The following is an 18,740-nucleotide window of genomic DNA, read 5'->3' as shown; positions in this document are numbered from 1 at the left end:
ATATTTCGAGTCATTTTTTGGTTGCTCGTCAGAGCGTGATTGCGCTTTTGCTTGTCGCTGCTTATCGCTTTGCTCTGATGACTGAGGCGATGGTTTTTGCGCCGCATTTTGGGCGTTTTGGGGCTCTGCGCTGCTTTTTGACTGAGAAGAATTTTGCGCTTGTGATTGGCTTTGCGTTTGGTTTGAGCCGGATTTATTCTGCCCCTGATTTTGCTGATTTTGCTGATTTTGCTGATTTTGCTGATTTTGCTGATTTTGCTGATTTTGCTGATTTTGCTGATTTTTTTGGTCTTGTGAGTTTTGATTTTGTTGCTGTTGCTGTTGCTGTTGCTGTTGCTGTTGCTGTTGCTGTTGCTGTTGCTGTTGCTGTTGCTGAGCTTTTTTGACCACGTCCAAATTGTGCTTGGCATCTTGGTTATTGGGATCGTTTTTTAACACTTGTTCATAGGTATCAATCGCTTGCTCAAACTGACGTGCCTGAGCGTAAGCGTTGCCTAAGTTGTATTGCGCGGTGGGGGTATTGATGCCTTTTAACGTTTCGATGGCGCCAGCAAAGTTTCCCGCTTGGTAGTCAGCAATGCCTTTCCATTCCGGATCGTTGAAGGTTTGCTGCGCGTCCTTATATTGCTTTGATTGGTACAAATCATAACCTTGTTGATCGCGGTTTTTCCACGCGCTTGCCTCGGCAGGCTTTGACATCATTAACGGTGTGGCGGTCAAAAGCAGGGCAAAAATGACCCCTTTACGAAACAGTAGTAGTGCTGGTAACAGCAACACAAGCACGAACCAGTAGCCGTTGTTGATCACTTCGTCGACATTTTGGTCGCGATTTTTACTGGCTTTGGTTTGCAGGTGTTTGGTGAAATGAATAATGCTGTTGACGTCTTTGCTGTCGAGCTGAATGGGTACAAACAGTCCATTGACGGTTTGCGCCAGCTGATTCATGTTGGTGAAGTTGGCTTTGGCGATGACGGTTTGATTGGCGTCGTCTTTCATCAAGCTGCCGTCTTGCAGCACAATCGGTGCGCCTGATGCGGTGCCTACACCCAAAATGGATAGATGCCAATGACTGCCTTTCAGCATGTCGTTGATCTGATTTTTTTCGTTATCGTCGATGTCATCGGTCATCAGCACAATGTCACCGGAATCCAAACCAGCATTTTTCATCATCTCAATCGCTTGGCTTACGCCTTGCGCTGCATTGGCGCCGGGGTAGGGCATGATTGAGGGGGATAAATTCGGCACTTGGTTGATGATGGTTTGAGTGTCGCTGGTCATTGGGCTAATGGTATAAGCATCGGTGGCATAGGCGACCAACCCTGTGGTTCCCTCGCGCCATTGATTAAGCAAATCGATGGCTTTATAGCGTGCTTGGGTCAGACGGTTTGGCTTGATGTCGGTGGCGAACATCGACAGTGACATATCCATCACCAGTACGCGCGCGCTGCCGCTTTGATAACTCGGGCGCTTAGCGTGTTGCCAACTGGGGCCTGCGAGAGCAATCACCCCAATCACCCAAAATAGCGCCGCCGCTTTCAGTAGTGCGGGCGCAGTTTGAGTGCTGTTTAGCCCCATGGCTTTGGCAATATGCGGGGCAATTAGAGTGTGATTTTTACGTCTGAGCCTTAGCCACAAAAGCAAGGCGGCAACGGGAATTAATGCAAACAGTACTTTGGGATAGAGGAAAAGAAAATCAGACATGATTCCTCCGCATAACGGCCAACAAAACAGACAGGATCAGAGCGAGTGCGAGAGGGAGACCAAACCATTCGGTTTGTGGACGCCAGGTTTGGTTGGCGACACTGACAGGCTCTAGTTGATTAATTGTGTCGTAGATATTGGCCAAATCTTGGCTATCACGAGCACGGAAATATTTGCCGCCAGTGATGTTGGCGATCTGCTTTAAGGTATCTTCGTCGAGGTCTTGAGCGGTATTGATGGTGCGATCCATCAGTAGCCCGCGTACTGTCATTTCGCCTGCACCGACACCTATGGTGTAAATGGTGGCGTGATATTTCTTGGCAATTTTCGCCGCCTGAATCGGGTCTAAAACCCCGGCGGTATTTGAGCCGTCACTGAGCAGGATCATCACCCGCTGCGGCGCATCACCGTCGATAAAGGTTTTAGTGGCAAGGCCAATGCCTTCACCAATCGCGGTGCGATTACCAATAAGACGCAAAATAGTGCGCTGTAATTGCTCGCTGATGGTGTGTCTGTCAAGGGTCAGTGGGGTTTGCAAGTAGGCGTGATCGGCGAACAGCACCAAGCCTAGGCGGTCACCTTGGCGTTTTTTGATAAACTCGCTTAGTACTTGTTTAACGGCGCTTAGACGGTCAATGTACTCATCACCTTGACGCATGTCTTCTTGGGACATGGAAGACGATAAATCAACCACCAACATTAAGTCGCGGTGTTTGGGGGTTGCGGTGATTGGGTCGCCAAACCACACTGGGCGCGCAGCGGCAACCAGCAGAAATAGCCAGACGAGAGCAGTGAGCAGTTTTATCAGCCCTTGTTTGGGACGGTTTCCGCTCCCTGCCTTTGGTAGCGCAGGGAGATAGATAGGAGAGCGATGTTGCGTAGAAGGAAGCAGTTTGTATATCGCGAATGGTAGTGGAATCAAGCACAACATCCACCACCAAACGAACTCGATATTAGCCACGTCTTGCTCCCCCTTTTCTTGGCGGCAACGCGTTTTCTACCCAGTAGATGCAGTCTTCAACCAGCTCATGAGCCTGTTCAACTGGTTCACGAGTGTAAAGCGCTTGCTGCCAGCGTTCTTGATTACGTTCAAACAGGGTTTTACCAATTTGACGGTCCAAGAACACATACCATGGCTTACCGGTGAGTGCCGCCATGTCTTCGCGTGGGTAATAACACAACGCCGCTTGGCGCAGGAGTTCAATCGCACTGGAAGGTTCTTTGGTGTTAGCCAACATCTTCAGCGCGGTTTTTTTCGGTGCCAGACGTTTGATTTTCCAGCGCACGATAAAATAAACGATAAATACCGCTGCCACCACTGCAAAAAAGCAGGCCCACCATCCCCATGCGAGAGGAAACCATGACGGCACCTCTGGAAGATGAAGGGAGCTTAATGGTAATAGCGATTCATTTTGATTTTCTGTCATTCGACGTTATCCGAATAATTGTTGTAATAAGGGGCTTGCACTGGAGATGGCTGAAAAGGACACTCCATGTGATAACGCAGTCGATTTTAACGCGTCTTGGCGCGCTTGGAAGCTATTAGCCAAGACTGTTCGTGTCTGTTTTGAAGCGAAGTCTAACCATTGAGTGGTAAAACTGTCTGAAACTTGCTCTACTCCCCGAAAATTGGTGGTTCCATGTTCCAGCGGATCCCAAAACTGGACCATGCGTACACGGTTATGTTGACGTAATTGACCAATCAGTGCGTCATGCTGGGGTTCAAAACGAGTAAAATCACTTAACAGTATGATCTCACTGCCTTTAGGACACAGCCGATTGAGCGTGGTTAAGGCTCGCTCAAACGAGATAGGTGCCTGATGGTGGGGTTGTTCAAGGCGCTGATTGTGCACCGTAATGAGCTGCTGAATAATACCCAGCGGGCCTTGATTTCGGTTGCTGGGTCTAAGTTCAAGCAGTGCATCACCGGTATCGATAACCGCGCCGATGCGATCTTTTTGTGCCAGCGACAGCCACGCCAATAAGCTCGCCATATGAGCGAGTTGCACTGACTTCAAGAGATAGGTTGAGCCAAAGAATAGGCTGCGCGTCAGGTCGATGTACAACATGACGGGCTTTTCTTTTTCCTCGGTAAACAACTTGGTGTGAGGTTTACCGGTGCGAGCCGTGACGCGCCAGTCGATGCTACGAATGTCATCGCCGGCTTGGTATTGGCGAACTTCGGCAAAGTCCATACCGCGTCCTAGCTGACGGCTTTGATGCTGGCCAAGCACGGTTGCCCACAAACTTTTTGCTGGGGGCAACCAACGAACCGCTTGCTGTTTATACGCCAGCAGTTCTTCTAGGCACAGGGTGACGCCGTTTGCGTAATCCGGTAACGTCAACGTCTCGTTTGACATCAATGCTTCACCCAATTACGCGCTGCCAACTAAGGAAAGCAGACGGCTGATGACCTGATTGGCGTGAATGCCTTCTGCTTGCGCTTGATAGCTAAGCAAAATGCGATGGCGCAATACAGGAAACGCCATGGCTTGAATATCTTCTGGGGAAACGAAATCACGACCAGATAACCAAGCGTGAGCGCGAGCGCAGCGGTCCAGTGCGATGGTGGCACGTGGACTGACACCAAGGTTAATCCATTTCGCCAGCGTGTCATCGTATTGGGTCGGCTCGCGCGTCGCCATTACTAAGCGAATAATGTATTGCTCAATCGGCTCTGCCATATGGATATCCAACACTTCTTTGCGCGCAGCAAAAATGTCTTGTTGGGTCAGTTTTGGCGTGCTCAAAGGCTGTTCGCCTTTGGCTTCACCGCGATTGAGGCGCAAAATCGCCAGCTCGCTCTCTGCATCCGGATAATCGACATCCAAATGCAATAAGAAGCGGTCAAGTTGAGCTTCAGGCAGCGGGTAGGTGCCTTCTTGCTCAATCGGGTTTTGCGTCGCCATGACTAAAAACAGCTCAGGAAGCGGATAAGTTTTGCGACCTGCGGTAATCTGCTTTTCAGCCATGGCTTCTAGCATGGCGGCTTGCACTTTCGCTGGCGCGCGGTTGATTTCATCCGCAAGCAGTAACGAGTTAAAAATCGGTCCTGGTTGGAAATCAAATTGCCCAGTTTCCGGGCGGAAAATGTCGGTACCAGTGAGATCCGCTGGCAACAGGTCAGGAGTGAACTGGACGCGATGAAAATCCCCTTCAATGCAGTCGGCTAGGCATTTGACTGCGCGAGTTTTTGCCAGCCCTGGCGGGCCTTCAACCAAAATGTGTCCATCGGCTAACAGAGCAACTAACAGTTGTTTGACAAGCTCGGTTTGGCCAATCACCTGATGATTCAAATACTCTTCAAGCTGTTGAAGGAGTGATGACTTCATTGCTGGGGTTCTCCTGTTTTTATCAGGTTTAGAGTCAGTGAAGATGAAAAGTTCCCTAAGATCACACTTTAGCGATGTGATTGCTTAATTTTTAACCGATTAAATCCATGACAAATGCTTTTTAACTGGTTGGAACAGTTGAGTGTTCTTAACAATACACTGTCACGTTTCTCAACGGTTACAATATACGCTTAACGTAAATAAAAGCGAGCAAATTCAGGGGATTATTTCTGCGTTTTCGCCCATTTTGCTGGGACGAAAATCAAATTTTTAAGCCATAGTCAGATGCGATGTGAATCGAGTTGGTCATAAAGTTGTTTGATAAAATAAACTTTTAGTATAGAAAGGGCTGATATTCGGTAAAGTTATTTATTTTACAGCCGATAATAAATCTCAAATTTTCACCAGCGCATTTTCTAAATTGGGGCAGAATGCATGCTAAAACTTAGTTCTCTCAGCATAAAACAAAAAGTGGTCGCAGGGATCACCTTCGCCGTGTTGGCCTCGACAGTAATTGTCGGTCTCATGGCGCAAAAAACCGCCAGAGACGTGTTGGAGTATCGTCTGGTCAACATTCAGTTGCCTTCGATGCTTCATCAAATCGAAAACGATATTGATAACCAAGTGAATCAGCTACTGTTGGCTGCCGAGCAATTGGCAAGCAACGAATTCATCAAAGAGGTGATCAAAACTGACGATGTTGACCCGACCGCGGAAGCCAAGTTGGTGAAGCAGCTTAATAACGTTCGCGCGCAGTACCATTTAAATGATGCTTCGGTTGCAAACCGCAATACCGCTTATTATTGGAATCAAAATGGCTTTTTGCGCCAGTTGACCCGCAGCCAAGACGGCTGGTTCTTTGGTTTTACCCAGTCAGGCAATACGACCATGGTCAGCATGTTCCAAGAGCCAAGCGGTGAAGTGAAGATGTTCGCTAACTACCAAGACGTCAGCGGCTTTAGTTTATCCGGGGTGTCGAAATCAATGGATGACATGGTTAAGCTGCTCAACGGTTTTAAAATAGAAAAAACCGGCTTTGTGTTCCTTGCGGATGCCAAAGGCCAAATTCAGATTCATAGCCACAAAGAGCAGGTGAAAAAAACGTTGCCAAGCTTGTATGGCGCCAATGCTAGCCAACTACTCAATAAGTCGTCTTTCAATATGATTAAAGCCGACTTTAACGGCCAGCAAGTGTTCGTCGCCAGCCAATACATTCCAACTATGGACTGGTTTGTCGTCGGCGTTGTGCCTGTTGATGAAGTGTTTGCTGATTTAAATGCGGTCGGCCAGCAAATGATGCTTATCACCATTGTAGTGGCGGCGCTGTTTATTTTGATGGGCGTGTTCCTTGCGAACAGCATCACCAATCCGATCAAAGCGCTCGCGCGCCGTTTCTCAGATTTGGGTAAAGGCGACGGCGATTTGTCACAGCGAATTGAAGTCAGCGGCCATGATGAAATCGCAGAGCTTTCTGCCGGTTTTAATGGCTTTATTGAGAAGATTCATCAGTCAATGAAAGAGGTGGCGGAAACCAGTCATGCGCTGCAATCGGCAGCTGACGGTGTGTCAAGTAAGGCAACGATTACCCACGACAACAGTCAGACTCAGCGTGACCAGACCATTCAAGTGGTGACTGCGATCAATGAAATGGGCGCCACCATCAGTGAGATTGCATCGAATGCGGCAACTGCTGCGGAAACGGCGAATCAGGCATCACAAAGCAGCACTACGGGTCAAAACGTAGTGAATACCGCCAAAGATGCGATTGGACGTTTGGCGGCCGACATCGAAAATACCGGTCAAGTGGTGACTCAATTGGCATCGACCACCCAAGAAATTGGTTCTATTTTGGATGTGATTCGCGGCATTTCTGAGCAGACCAATTTGCTGGCACTCAATGCAGCGATTGAAGCCGCGCGCGCTGGTGAGCAAGGCCGTGGTTTTGCGGTTGTGGCGGATGAAGTACGTAATTTGGCCAGTCGCACCGCGCAATCGACCGATGAAATTCAAACCATGATCAACCAGCTGCAAACCGATGCCAGTGATGCGGTAAAAGCGATGGAGTCTGGCATTCAGATTACCCATCAAGGTGTGGATGCATCCGATGAAGCGGTTCAGGTGCTATTGAGTATCTCTGAGCGTATTCACGATATTTCGGATCGCAACACTCAAGTGGCAACCGCGACCGAAGAGCAATCTACCGTGGTACACGCGATTAATGAGAATATCGAAGAGATCAATATGATCAACCAAGCAACCACCACCACAGCTGAAGAGTTGGCGGCGGCAAGTTTGGAGCTTAAAGATTTGTCTCAGCGTCTGGATCGCATGGTTGGCAGCTTTAAGCTTTAGCCCTCGCGCGCTGCTTTGATCTGGCGTCTGGCATAACGGGCGTGAAGTGGTTACACTTAGCGCCAGTTTCAGAAGATTTAAGGTAAGTGAATCATGAATGATTTTGAAAAAGAACTCGAAGCGATGGGCGAAGAAGTGTCTCAAGAGGCGGAAGTAAAACTGCCGTCGCTTGAAGAACAAAAAGCCATTGCCGCCAAGCTTAAACAGCTTGAAGAAGAGGGCAAGTTAACGCCTGAGATTCTTGAAGAGTACTTTGGTCAGTACAACGCCAAACCGGGTGTGCCAATTCATTAATCTGTGCCGCTTAACTTACTAAGCGATGAAAAAAGCCAGTCATAGCGACTGGCTTTTTTGTTTTTAAACTTAGCTAATTTATTTTAAAAATTATTTAAATAGTGGCTTCGTGAGTTGGAGTGTTGGCTTTGGCCGGTTTATCAAACACAGTGTCGACCAAATAAACCGGACGCTGCTTGGTTTCGACGAAGATTCGCCCTACATACTCGCCAAGCAATCCGATACACAGTAATTGGATGCCACCAAAACCAAATTGGGCGACGATAAACCATGACACGTCCATCAGCGGCGCACCGTTAATTAGGGTACTGAGTAAGGTAAATACTGTGAAAGCAAACACAGCGAACGCTGTCAGGCCGCCAAGTACGGTCGCGATACGTAGCGGACTGATTGAAAACGAGGTCAAACCGTCCATTGCCAGGCTAAATAACTTAACGTAGTTCCACTTGGTGATGCCGCACAAACGCGGGTCACGCTCAAATTGCAAAGTAGTTTGTTTAAAGCCTGGCCAAGAAAAAATGCCTTTCATATACCGATTTTTTTCCGGCAGAGAGTTGATGTGCGAAACCACAGTTTTGCTGAGCAAACGAAAATCACCAACGTTTTCAGGCACATTCATTTTCGACACGAAGTTCAGGATCTTGTAAAAGCTCGCCGCTGAGAAACGCTTAAACCAGCTTTCGCCGTGGCGCACCGAACGCTGCATATTCACCACATCATAACCTTGTGACCAAGCCTCAAGCATTTGTGGAATCAGCTCTGGTGGATCTTGCAAATCCGCATCTAGCAGGATCACTGCATCACCTTGGGTATGGGCAAGCCCGGCGCTCATGGCGGACTCTTTACCAAAATTACGGCTCAGCGAAATGCAGCGGATACGACTTTTATTGGCGCTGAATTGTTTGACTAACTCGGTACTTTCGTCGCTGCTGCCATCGTCGATGTAGATAATTTCAGAGTGGATATTCAGTGTATCGAGTACGTCAGTCAGGCGCTGGTGGAAAATCGGTAATGCTTGCGTTTTTTTGAAGTAGGGGGCCACCACCGAGAGAGTGACATGATCTTGGTCTTTTGGTGTGGTCGCGTTGGTGTCTAAAAATTGAGATTTGAATGCAGACATAATATTTCCCCAGAACTTCATACTGTAATTTAGTATAGAGGGGTGAGTTGCAAAATAATGTGACCAACTTCTGTTGTAGTCAGGGTGAAGGTGTGATCAACTTTGGATTATCAACGCATGCTGAAATTAGGCTGTAGGAATCGCCCTGGAGCTTGTTGAAAAATCTGACAAATTTTAAGCCCAAAACAAAAGACCCCGCCAAGCGAGGTCTGAGTGTTATTTAACCGTTAGTCAACGGTTTGTTGTTTCATTAATGAGACAGCTTAGGCTTCAACCTTCCATTGCACCGTTTCGCCCGCGCGAATTGGTACCACGATATCGCCACCAAACGGCATGCTCTCTGGCACGCTCCAACTCTCTTTTACTAAAGTGACGGTATCGCTATTGCGTGGCTGACCATAAAAATCTGGGCCATTGTGGCTAGCGAACGCTTCAAGGTTTTCAAGTTTGCCTTGTTGCTCAAACACTTCTGCGTAAAGCTCGAGCGCTGCATGTGCGGTGTATGAACCAGCACAGCCGCAGGCACTTTCTTTGTGGTGTTTGGCGTGAGGCGCGGAATCAGTACCAAGGAAGAATTTTTTACTGCCGCTGGTCGCCGCTTCAATTAGAGCTTGCTGATGAGTATTACGCTTTAGGATTGGCAAGCAGTAAAAGTGCGGTTTAATGCCACCAACCAGCATGTGGTTGCGGTTGTACAGCAAGTGATGGGCAGTAATGGTCGCAGCGACGTTTTCATTGGCTTGAGCGACAAACTGCGCAGCGTCGGCGGTGGTGATGTGTTCAAGAACGATTTTAAGTTTTGGAAAATCATTCACAATCGGTGCAAGGACGTTGTCCAAAAATGCCTTTTCGCGGTCAAAAATGTCAATCTGGTGGTGGGTCACTTCGCCATGAACCAAAAGCAGCATGCCGACTTCTTGCATCGCTTCAAAGACGGGGTAGATATTTTTCGGGTCAGTAACACCTGAATCTGAATTGGTGGTTGCGCCCGCAGGATAAAGTTTGGCCGCTACCACTAAGCCAGATTGCTTGGCTTTGCGAATTTCATCTGGAGTCGTGTTGTCGGTTAAATACAGTGCCATCAAAGGCTGAAATTGGCTGTTGCTATCAAGATGGGTGGTAATGCGATCGCGGTATAAGGAAGCAAGTTCAGTGGTGGTTACAGGAGGGACGGTGTTTGGCATGATAAGCGCGCGGCCATTGTAGCGGCTGATATCACGAACGGTGTCTTTTAACACATCCCCATCGCGTAAGTGAACGTGCCAATCGTCAGGACGAGTAATCGTTAATGTTGTCATTGTTGCTCCCACCAAAATAGTCAAACTGGATTGAAGCCCAACGTAAGCGTAGCGGCTTGCGCAAACGCTTACGTTTAGGCGACAGGATGATAGAGCAAAAGCCTAGCTATTTCATCCCCTTTTTCGGCCAGTTGGTTGATTCGGCGGAATTATCTTCGCGGCGAGCACCATTGGACGCCGGTGCCTGTTTTATCGGCAGTGGCTATTTCAGAGCCAGCCATAGAGCATGGATCATGCCTGGGAAGAAAAACAGTAGCGTAAGAATCAGGTTGATAAAGAAGTCTTTACCTAAACCACGGTCAAAGGCGACGCCGAGTGGCGGAAGAAAAATACACAGTAAAATGAGGACAAGCTTTTGCATTTGCGCTCCAATTGATTTTTGACATATGTCGATAATTTGACGATAAGTATCCGCATCAACGCGAAAAGGCGCAAATCACTAACGTCAAAGATATGCAAAGATTTTCACTATCCATGGAGTGGCACGGTTATCAACGCTTTGTTACGCTGGCAAATTTCCTTTATCATCAAGGCATAACAATCAAACAATCATTACATCGCAAGGAAAGTCATGTCGTCGCCATACCTGTCTCAAATTAATGTCTATCCAGCCAAATCCGTGGCTGGGATCTCTATGTCGTCATCTTGGGTTGAAAAACAAGGACTCGCGTTTGACCGCCGTTTTATGATTGCTCAGCCTGATGGTCAAATGGTGACTGCGCGTAAACATCCGCAATTGGTGTTGGTCAAATCCAGCCTGCTTAGCAATGGGGTGGTGTTTAGCGCGCCGAATATGCCCAGTCTAACGGTGCTCTACAGCGATTTATCGATGGACGAAGTGGAAACTACGGTTTGGCATGACCAATTTGTCGCTTACCACACCACTGACGCAGCCAATGCTTGGTTTAGCCAAATTCTCGGGAAACCGGCGACGCTGATTTATTGCGGTGAGCAGTCTAATCGCGTGCGCGATAAATTTGGCCATAACGTGAGCTTTGCTGATGGCTATCCGGTACTGGTGATTAGCCAAGCTTCGCTGGATGAGCTCAACCGCCGCAGCCCAGAGACCCATTCGATGGATCAGTTTCGCACCAATTTAGTAGTGGCGGGCGGCGCGCCTTTTGATGAAGACAGCTGGAAGCGGATTCGAATTGGCGAAGTTGAATTTGAAGCGTTGAAACCTTGTGAGCGCTGCGTGTTGACGACCGTCGATGTCGAACAAGGCAAACTGAGAAAAAACCTAGAGCCGCTAAAAACCCTTTCGCAGTTTCGTGCCAATGAAGCGGGAGGCGTATTCTTCGGCCAAAATTTGGTGGCGCGCAATGAAGGCATGATTCAAGCCGGTGATGTGGTTGAAGTGTTGGAATACAAAGACCGTGAAGTCTATGCCGATAATAGCCCACAGCGTTTTAAGCTTACTTGTGTCGAGCGCGAAGAGATCGCCCGTGATTTCATCACTTACTGGTTAGAACCCGCGCCGGGTATCACGCTACCTAATTATCAGCCAGGCCAACATTTGCCGATTGAAATTGACGATCAAGGCAAAAAAATCGCCCGTCGTTATACCTTGTCATCAAGCCCGTCTCGCCCGGGACGTTTGGCCATTTCAGTTAAACGTTTAGATGGCGGTGTGATGTCTAATTGGCTCAGTACCCATTTGCAAGTCGGCGCTCAGTTAGAGGCGCAAACGCCAGATGGCTCTTTCCATCTCAATACTCAAAGCCAGTCGCCGTTATTGCTGCTTTCAGCGGGCAGCGGCGTGACGCCAATGCTGTCGATGCTGCGCTACTTAGCCGACCATCAGCAAATTGATGACGTGGTGTTTTATCATCAATGTCGCTCGGTTGAGGACATTCCTTGCCTTGATGAAATTGAAGCGTTGCAAAGCCAGCATTCGGGGCTGCAAGTGATCATCTGTTTGACTCAAGCACCGAACGATTGGTCTGGGTTAAAAGGGCGCTTGTCACTATCGCATATCAAGCAAATTCCTGATTTGGCCTCGCGTCAGGTGTTTGTTTGCGGCCCTGATGGGTTTATGACCAAAGCCAAAAACTTGATGCTTAAGAAAGGATTGCCAGAAGCCAATTACCACCAAGAAGCGTTTGGCGCCGCGCGTGGTACGCCCAAGCCCTACAAAGCTCTGACGTTAACCGTAAATGGTCAAACCTTTAATGGTGATAATCAATCAACGCTACTTGAGCAAGCGGAAGATGCCGGCATTGCGATTGCGAATAGTTGTCGCGCTGGGTTATGTGGCGCGTGCCGCGTGCAAGTTAAATCTGGCGCGGTGGATCAAACCGATGTGCCTGCACTGCAAAGCGCCCCACAAGGCAGTGCTTTTGCCTGCTGTTGTATACCCGTCAGCGATTTGGATGTGAGTATTGATTAAACGCCATTACGCTTGAAAGCAACCAAAAACGCCTTGTTTAACCAAGGCGTTTTTTATCGAATACGGAAAGGCGTTTAGCTGAGTTTCGTGTCTGTAGGTATCAACCTGTGACTTGCAGGGTGATGTCGTGGATTTTGGCAAACTGTTCGATTTCCTTGGGCGGAGCTTGGTCGGTGATGACAAGGTCGACATCGGCCATTGAGCCAAGTTTTATCATTGCATTGCGGCCAAATTTACTGTGGTCGACCGGAAGAAATACACAGCGGCTATTTTCAATGATCGCCCGTTTAACCCGCACTTCGTGGTAATCGAAATCGAGTAATGACCCATCAAAATCGATGCCGCTGATGCCTAAAATGCCAAAGTCGAGGCGAAACTGGGAGATAAAATCTAACGTCGCTTCGCCGGTGACGCCGCCATCTTTATTGCGCACTTCACCGCCAGCCAAAATAACTTTAAAGTCCGGTTTCGCCATCATAATCGTCGCGACATTAATGTTGTTGGTCACAATCCGTAAATGGTTATGACGTTTAACCAGCGCGCGTGCAACCGCTTCTGGTGTGGTACCAATATCGATAAACAAGGTTGCGCCATCGGGAATATGTTCAGCCAGGCTTTGAGCTATCGCTTCTTTTTCGCCTTGCTGCGACACTTGGCGAGTGTGATAGGAGGAGTTCTCCGAACTTGATGTGATGGTTGCGCCGCCATGGTTTCGGCGCAGTTTGTTCGCTTCGGCCAATTCGTTGAGATCGCGGCGAATGGTTTGTGGGCTAACGTCAAAACGCTCAACCAACTCTTCGGTGCTGACAAATCCATGTGTTTGAACTAATTCAATAATCTCTTTGTGGCGCTTAATGGCTTTCACGATTTTTGTCCCTAAATTCAATCTCGCTTTAGTCTACGGTTTGATGGGGCAAATGCCAATCTTATGGCCGCTTTTATGAACCTTTATGTTCGTTTCATGCCGCTATTCACATAAACGCGCATGCAAAACGAACATCAATGCGTAGACGAAAGGGGTTAGCTAGAGTTACGGGTACTGAATTGGCAGGGTGGGTTATTGATCGCGGCGTTTCGCGGCTAGGCATTTATCACTGAGGATGATAATCTCAAAGTCTGTTTGAAATGATATGTCGATAAAGCGACATTTTTTGATGGGCGTTTTGATGAGAAAATCGGCTAAACATTTGCATCCATCACTGGCGATTGATGAAGCGCCATCCGATGTGTTTATGAACTTTGAAGCGTTTTTGTCTAACACCGAGACTCGCTTACATAGCCATCCTTGGGGACAAGTGCAGCTGATAAGTGGCGGCATTTTGGAAATGAACGCCCAAGACACTCGTTTTTTGGCGCCGCCACATTTGGCAATTTGGGTTCCGGCAGGGGTCGAACACACCAGTTTTAACCGCAAGCCGCTGTCTTACTGCTCGATAAATATCAGCCCTAAACTGTCTTCGACTTTCCCTGCGCGTACCAGCCTTATCAAAATCACGCCGATTGTGTCGGCGATCATCGATGATTTTCGCCAGCGCGAGATCAATATTGCACGCTCGGAAGCCGATAAACGTTTAGTACGAGTATTGATTGATCAGCTCGCCACGCAAGACACTCAGCTGCATTTTTTACCGTCCAGCGAGCACAAATATTTGGCGCCTATATTGGCATTTGTGGAAGAGAACCCAGTCGATGAAACCAGCCTTGCAGAGTGGGCGCAAAAAGTACACACCACAGAGCGCACCTTGGCGCGTCATTGTCAGTCTGAGCTTGGTATGAGTTTTACCGAGTGGCGACTTCGAGTGCGTTATTTGTATTCGATGGAACTGCTTCGCAGTGGTCATGCCGTGAAGGAAGTAGCGTTTACGCTTGGTTATCACCAAGCCAGCCCGTTTATTGCGATGTTTAAAAAATACTCCGGGCTGACCCCGGAGCAATATAAAAACAAGTTACTTTAATTTTTAGTCGAGCTTGCTCAGTACGTAATCCAACCCGCCGATAATCGCGGCAACCTGAGCGCGATTGCACTCATCGGCGCTGACTTTCGGGCTGTCCGGGTAGACTTCGGTGGTGGTGCCGTATTGGCAATCGCTCACGCCGCCGCACAGGCCAAGTTCTTTCATCGCGTAATTGATGACGCCTTCTTGCACCACATCCGAGCCGATGATTTGGTTGTTCTCATCTGCAGGGGCAATGTGAGTCACTTTGCGCACCGAATCAATCACCGCTTTTTGAAATTCTGGCACCGGCTTGGCGCTGTCTCCCACGGTGTAAAAACCGTCAGGAATGCTGCCAGGTTCAAAGTCTAAACCATCTCGCGCGGCCAGCGCTGGTCGAAACTCTTGTTCGTCACTGTCGGTGGTCTCATGCAGATCAAAATGAACCAAAATTGTCTCGGCAATACTCGCCACTAAAGCGATCAAATTCGCTGACTCTTGCGCTGGCGAGTTTGGATAAAACGAGCGGTTTGGGTCAAGTGCCAGTGCATTCCAGCGATTGATGATTTCGTATCCCCACGGGCTGACGCAAGGCGCGACCAATAGGTTAAAGTGCTGTGTGTAGCGCTGGGCTTCGGTCTCTAAAAACAGCAGTGCACCGTGAACGCCGCTGGTTTCATAACCATGTACGCCGCCAGTAATCAGCACGACGGGTTTGTCTGCACTCCAATCTTTACTTTTTAAACAAAACAGAGGGAGGCGCTCGGGGTGGTAGGAGATTTCGCCATATTGCTCGATGTCGAACTGGTCGCTGAGCGCTTGAATCTTACTTACCACTTCGGTGTGGTAGTCGCGTTTTTTTTCAATCTGTGTGCGCCACTGCTGACGTTCTTGCTCGCCCCACGGCGTACCTGGTGTGCCGATAGGGTAGAATCTTGAAACTGTGGTCATGATAGGTTCTTACTGTTGGATACGCTGAATCAGCAAGGATAAAGCGCGCATATCACAAGTGCAACTCTGGTGTGGCAATGAGATTTTTACCCAGTGTTAACCATGCAGCGATTGGTGTTCTACATTTGAAATGTTACATTGCGCGTTTGGTACAATTATTCTGGGAACAATTTAATGGCCGGAGCCAGTCTACTCACTTTACTTGATGATATCGCCACTGTATTAGATGACGTCGCTTTGATGTCGAAAGTCGCCGCTAAAAAAACCGCCGGTGTGCTTGGTGATGATTTAGCGCTTAATGCGCAGCAGGTAACCGGTGTTGCCGCGGAGCGAGAATTACCAGTGGTCTGGGGTGTGGCCAAAGGTTCGTTTCGCAACAAGTTTATTTTGGTGCCAGCCGCGCTATTAATCAGTGCGTTCATTCCGTGGCTGATCATGCCGCTTTTGGTACTTGGTGGCGCGTTCTTATGCTTTGAAGGTGCAGAAAAAGTCCTTGAGAAGCTGTTTCACCACGATGATGCTCATAGTGAAGACAAAGAGCAGGAGCACACCAAAGTGCTCGGCAAAATGTCGGTTGAAGAATATGAGAAGAAAAAAATCAAAGGCGCGATTCGCACCGATTTTATTCTCTCAGCGGAAATCATTGTGATTGCGCTTGGTACCGTGCAAGAAAGCTCAACTTTAACTCAAATCATCGTGGTCAGTTTGATTGCCATGGTTATGACGGCGGGTGTGTATGGCATCGTAGCGGGCATCGTCAAACTCGACGATTTGGGCTTTTATCTAGAGCGCCGTTCACAAGGGAAGGGCATATTGTCGGTGTTAGGCAAAGGCTTGATTACCTTTGCACCTAAGTTTATGCGCGTACTGACTTTTGTCGGCACCTTAGCCATGTTCCTCGTCGGTGGCGGGATTATCGTTCACAACATTCCGCTGATTCATCACTGGGTAGAACCGATTGTGATGCAGTTGCCGAATTTGTCGTTTGCCACAGCGCTACTGCCTGCGATTCTAAACGGTGTGATTGGTTTGATTGCCGGGCTTATCATCGTCGCGATTGTGACTGTGATTGCCAAACTCAAACCGAGTGCTCACTAAGTCTTACTTTTCTTCAAGGTTTTACTCTTCTTCAAGCGCTGCCACTTCGCGCAGCGCTTGCACTAGATGGTGCGTTTGCTGCGCCCCGGACACTAAATGCTTTTTATTGAAAATCAATGCCGGAACGGCGTTGATTCCTGCTTCAAGCCATTGCTGCTCGGTCGATGCCACGGTTTCCGCCCAGCTTTCATCTTCCAACACTCGCTTTGCTGTGTCGCTATCAATGCCAACTGACTGGGCAATCTCAAGCAGTATCGCTTCATCGCTGACATCTTTGTTGTCGGAAAAATAGGCTTTAAACAACGCCATTTCGAGCTGGAACTGACGGTTTTCTTGTTGCGCCCACATCAGCAGTTGATGCGCTTTGCGCGTGTTGTAGATACGCATTTCATCGTTGAACTGAAAGTCGAAACCCACTTGTTGGCCGAGTTCGGTTAAGGTTTCCCTAGCTGAGCGACTGGCTTGCTCACTGCTGCCGTATTTTTCGTTGACGTGCTCACGAAGGTTTTGCCCTTCGGCTTTCATCGCCGGGTTGAGCTCAAATGGGTGCCAATGTATTTCAGCCTCGATTTGCTCAGCCTTGAGCTCAAATAGGGCTTTTTCTAAACGTTTATAGCCAATGATGCACCAAGGGCAGACCACATCAGAGACAATATCGATTCGAACTTTAGACATAGGAACCTCACTTGTTTTGCCATTATAAAACTATAGCTGATCGCCATAAATTTCATAAACCAAACGACGAGTGTGCCTGTTTCTACGCCTTTTATCTACACCTTTAAATATTTGCCCAAGGGGGAAGGCATTGTGCATCACGCTTCTATAATTAAGCGCGATGAAATTCTATGATGGTGGAGACGTGCTCAAACGGGCGCGGCTAAGAGGATGGATAAGATGAACTTGGTTACGCATTCTAACGTCATTTTACATGCGTTCGACTGGCCTTATGCGCTGGTGACAGAACGCGCCGCGCAAATTGCAGCAATGGGCTACAAATCGGTGTTGGTCTCGCCGGCAATGGCATCGTATAAAAGTGAGCAGGGCACTCAGTGGTGGCAGCGCTATCAGCCCCAAGACTATCGTGTCATCGACAATCAATTGGGCAATAAGCAAGATTTGACTGCGATGATTGAAGCGCTTAAAGCGTTTGATATTTTGGTCTATGTGGATGTGGTGTTTAACCACATGGCGAATGAATCGGCGCAGCGCAGCGATTTACAGTACCCAAGTGCTACCCAGTTACAAGAATACGCAAAACGCAGCGATTACTTTCAGCAGCAGCGCCTGTTTGGCGATTTGAGCGAGCCTTTGTTCCAAGCCGACGACTTTGTTGAAGCGTTTGGCATCAAGGATTGGGAAGATATCTGGCAAGTGCAAAATGGGCGCATTAGTGGCGGAGACCATGATCCCGGCCTGCCAACCCTTAGCGACAACCCACATGTGGTTGCGATGCAGCGAGAGTATCTTAACGCGCTCAAAGCATTAGGCGTGAAAGGGTTTCGTATTGATGCAGCCAAACACATGACATTAGGGCACCTGCAGAAAGTGTGGACTGAAGATATCGTGTCAGATGTGCATATTTTTGGCGAGATCATTACCGATGGTGGCGCAACTAAAGCCGAGTATGAATTGTTCTTGCAGCCATTCTTGTCGCAAACCCATCTTGGTGCCTACGATTTTCCGCTGTTTCAAACCTTGTTTGATGCGTTGAAGCCTAAGGGCAGTTTGACCGCATTAATTGACCCATATTGTTTTGGCTTGGCGCTGTCGCAGCATCGCGCCATTACCTTTGCCATCACTCATGACATTCCGAATAACGATGTTTTCTCCAATTTGGTGATGACCGAGGCTCAAGAGGCGTTAGCATACAGCTATATTTTGGGACGTGACGGCGGCGTGCCGCTGATTTATGCCGACCTTGACCCAAGTGGCTTTAAAGATAAAAACGCTGCGCCTCGCTGGCAGGATGCTTGGTGCAGCGCCGAGATGAAAGCCAAAATTGCTTTTCATAACCATGTTCATGGTCAAAACATGCAGGTGTTGGAAGCCAGTGATGATTTGTTAGTGTTTGCGCGCGGCGATAAAGGCATCGTCGCGTTGAATAAATCTTGTCGTGATGCAGAACTTGATGTTAGCGCTAACCAAAATGCGACAGACCTGTTGAGCGGCAAGCAATATAAGGCTCAAGGTGGAAAGCTGGCGTTTACGTTAGCGGCGGGGCAGAGCGTGTTACTGGTGTTTTAAGCCAAGTCATTGCTTGATACCAAAAGA

Annotated in this window: 17 protein-coding genes; 6 read left to right on the top strand and 11 right to left on the bottom strand. The window is 48.3% G+C overall.

The features are described 5' to 3' along the window. The 5 genes from BLS03_RS22230 to BLS03_RS22210 all read right to left on the bottom strand — a co-directional run. The coding region (locus BLS03_RS22230) for a vWA domain-containing protein (protein ID WP_093279071.1) at positions 1-1,701 on the bottom strand (1,701 nt) is incomplete at its 3' end. Next, positions 1,694-2,662 carry a vWA domain-containing protein gene (locus BLS03_RS22225; RefSeq protein WP_093279070.1) on the bottom strand — a complete coding sequence of 323 codons (969 nt, stop codon included), beginning with the start codon at positions 2,660-2,662 and terminating at the stop codon, positions 1,694-1,696. The genes BLS03_RS22225 and BLS03_RS22230, both read right to left, overlap by 8 nt. Next, complete coding sequence (locus BLS03_RS22220; RefSeq protein ID WP_093279069.1) at positions 2,655-3,128, bottom strand: DUF4381 domain-containing protein; 474 nt, start codon at positions 3,126-3,128, stop codon at positions 2,655-2,657. Before BLS03_RS22220 ends, BLS03_RS22225 begins: the two co-directional genes overlap by 8 nt. Positions 3,129-3,134: 6 nt before the next feature. Beyond that, entirely contained in the window at positions 3,135-4,061 is a 927-nt protein-coding gene (locus BLS03_RS22215) for a DUF58 domain-containing protein (RefSeq protein WP_093279074.1), read from the bottom strand. 15 nt (positions 4,062-4,076) lie between these two features. Next, on the bottom strand, positions 4,077-5,033 hold the full coding sequence (locus BLS03_RS22210) for an AAA family ATPase (RefSeq protein WP_093279068.1): 957 nt from the start codon (positions 5,031-5,033) through the stop codon (positions 4,077-4,079). A 435-nt stretch (positions 5,034-5,468) separates the two neighbouring features. On the opposite strand from BLS03_RS22210, the gene BLS03_RS22205 reads away from it, so the two are divergent. Further along, a complete protein-coding gene (locus tag BLS03_RS22205) occupies positions 5,469-7,385 on the top strand; it encodes a methyl-accepting chemotaxis protein (protein ID WP_093279067.1) in 1,917 nt (638 codons plus the stop codon). A 93-nt stretch (positions 7,386-7,478) separates the two neighbouring features. Beyond that, positions 7,479-7,679, top strand: coding sequence for a chromosome partitioning protein ParA (locus BLS03_RS22200; RefSeq protein ID WP_093279066.1), 201 nt, complete (start codon positions 7,479-7,481; stop codon positions 7,677-7,679). Between the two features lie 94 nt (positions 7,680-7,773). On the opposite strand, the gene BLS03_RS22195 is transcribed toward BLS03_RS22200, so the two are convergent. From BLS03_RS22195 to BLS03_RS22185, 3 genes are all read right to left on the bottom strand, one after another. Next, positions 7,774-8,799 carry a glycosyltransferase family 2 protein gene (locus BLS03_RS22195; RefSeq protein ID WP_093279065.1) on the bottom strand — a complete coding sequence of 342 codons (1,026 nt, stop codon included), beginning with the start codon at positions 8,797-8,799 and terminating at the stop codon, positions 7,774-7,776. A 263-nt stretch (positions 8,800-9,062) separates the two neighbouring features. Continuing rightward, positions 9,063-10,097 (bottom strand): dihydroorotase, encoded by a 1,035-nt coding sequence (gene pyrC / locus BLS03_RS22190; RefSeq protein WP_093279064.1) that lies wholly within the window; start codon positions 10,095-10,097, stop codon positions 9,063-9,065. Between the two features lie 202 nt (positions 10,098-10,299). Further along, positions 10,300-10,458, bottom strand: coding sequence for a YqaE/Pmp3 family membrane protein (locus tag BLS03_RS22185; protein ID WP_093279063.1), 159 nt, complete (start codon positions 10,456-10,458; stop codon positions 10,300-10,302). Between the two features lie 210 nt (positions 10,459-10,668). Here BLS03_RS22185 and BLS03_RS22180 point away from each other — a divergent pair, with 210 nt between their 5' ends. Next, a complete protein-coding gene (locus tag BLS03_RS22180) occupies positions 10,669-12,486 on the top strand; it encodes a hybrid-cluster NAD(P)-dependent oxidoreductase (RefSeq protein WP_093279062.1) in 1,818 nt (605 codons plus the stop codon). Positions 12,487-12,586: 100 nt separating this feature from the next. Here BLS03_RS22180 and BLS03_RS22175 read toward each other — a convergent pair whose 3' ends face one another. Next, complete coding sequence (locus tag BLS03_RS22175) at positions 12,587-13,351, bottom strand: DeoR/GlpR family transcriptional regulator (RefSeq protein ID WP_093279061.1); 765 nt, start codon at positions 13,349-13,351, stop codon at positions 12,587-12,589. 301 nt (positions 13,352-13,652) lie between these two features. Here BLS03_RS22175 and BLS03_RS22170 point away from each other — a divergent pair, with 301 nt between their 5' ends. After that, positions 13,653-14,441: an AraC family transcriptional regulator gene (locus BLS03_RS22170; RefSeq protein ID WP_093279073.1), complete on the top strand. Its 789-nt coding sequence runs from the start codon at positions 13,653-13,655 to the stop codon at positions 14,439-14,441. A 3-nt stretch (positions 14,442-14,444) separates the two neighbouring features. Here the strand turns inward: BLS03_RS22170 and BLS03_RS22165 are convergent, their stop codons facing one another. Next, complete coding sequence (locus tag BLS03_RS22165) at positions 14,445-15,371, bottom strand: M14 family metallopeptidase (RefSeq protein WP_093279060.1); 927 nt, start codon at positions 15,369-15,371, stop codon at positions 14,445-14,447. Positions 15,372-15,545: 174 nt separating this feature from the next. Here BLS03_RS22165 and BLS03_RS22160 point away from each other — a divergent pair, with 174 nt between their 5' ends. Next, positions 15,546-16,469, top strand: coding sequence for a DUF808 domain-containing protein (locus tag BLS03_RS22160; protein WP_093279059.1), 924 nt, complete (start codon positions 15,546-15,548; stop codon positions 16,467-16,469). Between the two features lie 21 nt (positions 16,470-16,490). Here the strand turns inward: BLS03_RS22160 and BLS03_RS22155 are convergent, their stop codons facing one another. Continuing rightward, complete coding sequence (locus tag BLS03_RS22155; protein ID WP_093279058.1) at positions 16,491-17,144, bottom strand: DsbA family oxidoreductase; 654 nt, start codon at positions 17,142-17,144, stop codon at positions 16,491-16,493. Positions 17,145-17,363: 219 nt separating this feature from the next. On the opposite strand from BLS03_RS22155, the gene BLS03_RS22150 reads away from it, so the two are divergent. Further along, entirely contained in the window at positions 17,364-18,713 is a 1,350-nt protein-coding gene (locus BLS03_RS22150; RefSeq protein ID WP_093279057.1) for an alpha-amylase family glycosyl hydrolase, read from the top strand. Positions 18,714-18,740: the final 27 nt, after the last annotated feature.

It is taken from the genome of Vibrio xiamenensis, assembly GCF_900100015.1.
Lineage (GTDB): Bacteria > Pseudomonadota > Gammaproteobacteria > Enterobacterales > Vibrionaceae > Vibrio > Vibrio xiamenensis.
The sequence above is the reverse complement of the archived record's forward strand: the minus strand, read 5'-3'. Positions and strand labels throughout refer to the sequence as shown.

Excerpts from the sequence above, each read along its gene's own strand:
- BLS03_RS22200 (WP_093279066.1), top strand. The coding sequence starts at position 7,479 with ATGAATGATTTTGAAAAAGAACTCGAAGCGATGGGCGAAGAAGTGTCT.
- BLS03_RS22205 (WP_093279067.1), top strand. The coding sequence starts at position 5,469 with ATGCTAAAACTTAGTTCTCTCAGCATAAAACAAAAAGTGGTCGCAGGG.
- pyrC (WP_093279064.1), bottom strand. The coding sequence starts at position 10,097 with ATGACAACATTAACGATTACTCGTCCTGACGATTGGCACGTTCACTTA.
- BLS03_RS22155 (WP_093279058.1), bottom strand. The coding sequence starts at position 17,144 with ATGTCTAAAGTTCGAATCGATATTGTCTCTGATGTGGTCTGCCCTTGG.
- BLS03_RS22215 (WP_093279074.1), bottom strand. The coding sequence starts at position 4,061 with ATGTCAAACGAGACGTTGACGTTACCGGATTACGCAAACGGCGTCACC.
- BLS03_RS22210 (WP_093279068.1), bottom strand. The coding sequence starts at position 5,033 with ATGAAGTCATCACTCCTTCAACAGCTTGAAGAGTATTTGAATCATCAG.
- BLS03_RS22180 (WP_093279062.1), top strand. The coding sequence starts at position 10,669 with ATGTCGTCGCCATACCTGTCTCAAATTAATGTCTATCCAGCCAAATCC.
- BLS03_RS22195 (WP_093279065.1), bottom strand. The coding sequence starts at position 8,799 with ATGTCTGCATTCAAATCTCAATTTTTAGACACCAACGCGACCACACCA.
- BLS03_RS22150 (WP_093279057.1), top strand. The coding sequence starts at position 17,364 with ATGAACTTGGTTACGCATTCTAACGTCATTTTACATGCGTTCGACTGG.
- BLS03_RS22185 (WP_093279063.1), bottom strand. The coding sequence starts at position 10,458 with ATGCAAAAGCTTGTCCTCATTTTACTGTGTATTTTTCTTCCGCCACTC.
- BLS03_RS22165 (WP_093279060.1), bottom strand. The coding sequence starts at position 15,371 with ATGACCACAGTTTCAAGATTCTACCCTATCGGCACACCAGGTACGCCG.
- BLS03_RS22160 (WP_093279059.1), top strand. The coding sequence starts at position 15,546 with ATGGCCGGAGCCAGTCTACTCACTTTACTTGATGATATCGCCACTGTA.
- BLS03_RS22170 (WP_093279073.1), top strand. The coding sequence starts at position 13,653 with ATGAGAAAATCGGCTAAACATTTGCATCCATCACTGGCGATTGATGAA.
- BLS03_RS22220 (WP_093279069.1), bottom strand. The coding sequence starts at position 3,128 with ATGACAGAAAATCAAAATGAATCGCTATTACCATTAAGCTCCCTTCAT.